At 59.8% G+C, this 3,254-nt stretch carries 3 protein-coding genes; 1 reads left to right on the forward strand and 2 read right to left on the reverse strand.

Annotation, left to right across the window (positions count from 1 at the left end):
• Window positions 1-1,009: site-specific DNA-methyltransferase (locus VIH17_05340; GenBank protein HEY4682659.1), on the reverse strand; the 1,009-nt coding region annotated here is incomplete at its 3' end.
• 214 nt (window positions 1,010-1,223) lie between these two features.
• Entirely contained in the window at window positions 1,224-2,498 is a 1,275-nt protein-coding gene (serS, locus tag VIH17_05345; GenBank protein ID HEY4682660.1) for a serine--tRNA ligase, read from the reverse strand.
• 395 nt (window positions 2,499-2,893) lie between these two features.
• Between serS and VIH17_05350 the strand changes: the two genes are divergently transcribed.
• Window positions 2,894-3,254 (forward strand): hypothetical protein (locus VIH17_05350; GenBank protein HEY4682661.1); only part of this gene is annotated, 361 nt, incomplete at its 3' end.

Raw genomic sequence — 3,254 nt, forward strand, 5'->3', positions numbered from 1 at the left:
ATTCCGCAACCACAGAGTACACAACCTCGCGCTGGAGCGAACCGACAAAGAAGAACTTTCTCTCCCGGTGCACCAGCTTCGAGGTGGTACTGACTTCCATCAGGGGGGAATCTCCGCTTCCTGCTGATCGATCCACAAAAACGCCAAAGAGATCAAGATCAATTTGAAATGACTCAGCAGTGAAGATGACGACCACGAGTTGACCGAAGATTCTTGCCAGGGCAAGGCCGAGGAACTGTTCCTCGATTTCCAGCCCACAGAAGAATCGCCGAAGCCCGAGACACGCAATGGCGGAGGTGCCGCTGCCCATGAAGGGATCGAGGACGATGTCGCCCTCGTTCGGCGACGCCAAGAGAATGCGTTCGAGCAGGGCGACAGGCTTTTGCGTGGGGTGCTTTCCGAAGCGCTTCTCCTCACGGTCGGGCGGGAGAATCTGCCAGACGCTTTTCATCTGCTTGCCGCCGGCGAGCTGTTTCATCAGCTTGTAGTGGAAGGTGTGCTTGCTTTTCCTGTTCTTGCCGGCCCAGATGATGGTTTCGGTGGTGTGGGTAAAGTAGCGGCAAGAAAGGTTAGGCGGAGGATTGGGCTTCACCCAGGAAATGTCGTTGAGCAGCTTGAAGCCAAGCTGTTGCATGGCAAAGCCGACGGAATGAATCACGTGAGCGGTGCCGCTGACCCAGATGGTGCCGTTGGGCTTGAGCACACGCTGGCAGGCGGCGAGCCAGGCACGGTTGAATTCGTGGTTTGCGTACGCGCCGCGCGAGCGGTCCCATTGGCCTTTGTTGACACTCACCATCCGGCCGGCGTGGCAGGTGATGCCGTCGTTCGAAAGGAAGTAGGGCGGGTCGGCGAAGATTAAATCCACACAGCCTTCAGGGATAGCGGGGAGAATTTCAAGGCAGTCACCCTGAAAGATTTTGATGTGGTGCTTGGGGTCGTGGAAGACAGGCGGAGGCAAGCGGGAGCCGGGACTTGTCTCGGTCTTCAACGGAGGCAGAATTTCGGCCATCTTGGACACCGCTTAGGGCTCCCGCCCCGAAGTACCGGGGCCTGACGGGATCGTTGATCAGGGTGTCGCGGGTGTCAAGCCGGGAAGAAAAGTTCACCACAGAGGCACAGAGACGGCAGAGCCAGGAGCAGGAAAAGCCAGGAGCCGGATTAGGGCAATCGGAAGCGCCCTTCTGAGTTTTGCCCGGAGGCGGAGCAAGATCGAGGCGAAGATCTCAGCCTGTGATTCTTTCCAATCCGCCCATGTAGGGTCTTAAGACTTCCGGCACGATAACGGCGCCATCCGGCTGCTGATAATTCTCAATCAAGGCGAGCCAGGTGCGGCCGATGGCGAGGCCGGAGCCGTTCAGGGTGTGGACAAATTCGGTCTTGCCCCGGGGCTGCGGCCTGTAGCGGATACTCGCACGGCGGGCCTGAAAAGATGTGCAGTTCGAGCAGGAAGAGATCTCTTTGAATTCGCCGGTCGAGGGCAGCCAGACCTCGAGGTCGTAGGTCTTGGCCGAGGCAAAGCCCATGTCGCCGGTGCAGAGCATCGTGACGCGGTAGTGGAGCCCGAGCTGTTGCAAGACCTCTTCGGCATCGCGCGCCAGCGATTCGAGCTCGTCGAAGCTCGTCTCAGGCCTTGTCAACTTCACCAGCTCCACCTTTTGGAACTGGTGCTGGCGCATGATGCCGCGGGTTTCTTTGCCGGCCGCGCCGGCTTCCGAGCGAAAACAGCCTGTCCAGGCGGTCAGCTTGATCGGTAGCCGGTCGGGTTCCAGAATTTCGTCGCGGTAAAGATTCGTCAATTGCACCTCGGCGGTGGGCGAGAGCCAGTAGTCGGTGGCCTCGAGATGAAACAGGTCAGCGGCAAATCTCGGCAGATTGCCGGTGCCGACGAGGCACGCCGAATTGACGATGAACGGCGGCAAGACTTCAGTGTAGCCGTGCGAGCGGGTATGGAGGTCGAGCATGAAGGCGGCCAACGCCCGCTCGAGTTGCGCGCCGGCTCCCTGGTAGAGGGCGAAACGCGCTCCGGCAATCTTGGCGGCGCGCGGCAGGTCAAGGATTCCGAGCCGCTCGGCCACCTCCCAGTGAGGCTTGGGCGGGAAATCGAATTTCGGCGGCGCGCCCCAACGGCGCACCTCGAGGTTCTGTTCCGGGCAGCTCCCCGCCGGAACCGATTCGTGCGCCACATTCGGCACGCTCATCAGGAATTCGCGCAGGCTGTCGTCGTAGGCGTGGATGACCTCGTCAAATTTCTTGATGCGGTCGGAGACTTCCTTCATGCGAGCGATCTTTTCGGAGGCGTCCTCGCCGCGGGCGCGCAGCGCGCCGATCTCTTCATTGGCCTTGTTGCGCAGGGCTTTGAGTTTTTCGGCTTCGGTGATGGCGCGGCGCCGCTGCTCGTCGAGCGTGCGAAAGGAATGGAAATCCACTTTCATGCCGCGCTCAGTCGTTTTGCGCTCCACCAGCTCGAGATGTTCCCGAACAAAGTTCAAATCCAGCATGAATAGCCGCTCCGGCACGTCCCGACCTGCCGGGACGCGTCTCCGGCGCTGCAAAGCATCCCGAAACTATCCCAGCCGTTCCGTGAAGTCAATTCTGTAGCGGTTGCCTCGGCAAAAGCAGATGCTTCGCCCCGATGAATCGGGGCTCAGCATGACATTGTGGGGTGAAGTCAATTATGGAACGCCGGCAATCGCATACTTCTCCCTCTGCGGGATGCATGCGCCACCCGAACGGACATTTCTACTTTGCGGCTACAACTTTCCTCGACCCTTCAGAGCAACCCCTTCAGGGTGAACCCTTTGACAGCACTTCAGGATTCAGCTAACGTTCCGGCCTGCCCCGTACCGCATGGTACGGGGTTCTGCTGCCCGGAGCCATGGAGCGTCGGGGCCGCATGGGTTTTGATTTTCAGGAGGAAGCCGTGTTGCGCAGGGTTGCCATAGTTGTTTGCCTCTTAAGCGCCGTCTCGATTGCCGCGTGCAAGAAATCCGACGCGGTGCCGCAGGCTGAAATTCGCATCGCGATTGAAAATTATTTGAAGACTCGTCCCGGCCTCGCCTGGGACCAGATGACGATGGAAATCACCCAGGTGCAGATCAGCGGCGATACCGCCGAAGCTGACATCACGTTCAAGACCAAGGGTGGCGAAGGCATGATGGGCTTCCATTATTCGTTGCGGCGCGAGGGCGGGAAGTGGACGGTGACGGGCGGGCGTGGCGGTGGCATGGGGATGCCCGGCATGCCTTCGCCACCCT

Source organism: Candidatus Acidiferrales bacterium (assembly GCA_036514995.1).
Classification (GTDB): Bacteria; Acidobacteriota; Terriglobia; order Acidiferrales; family DATBWB01; genus DATBWB01.

What these genes read in the sequence shown, in the direction of transcription:
- serS (HEY4682660.1), bottom strand. Translation starts at nt 2,498, where the DNA reads ATGCTGGATTTGAACTTTGTTCGGGAACATCTCGAGCTGGTGGAGCGC.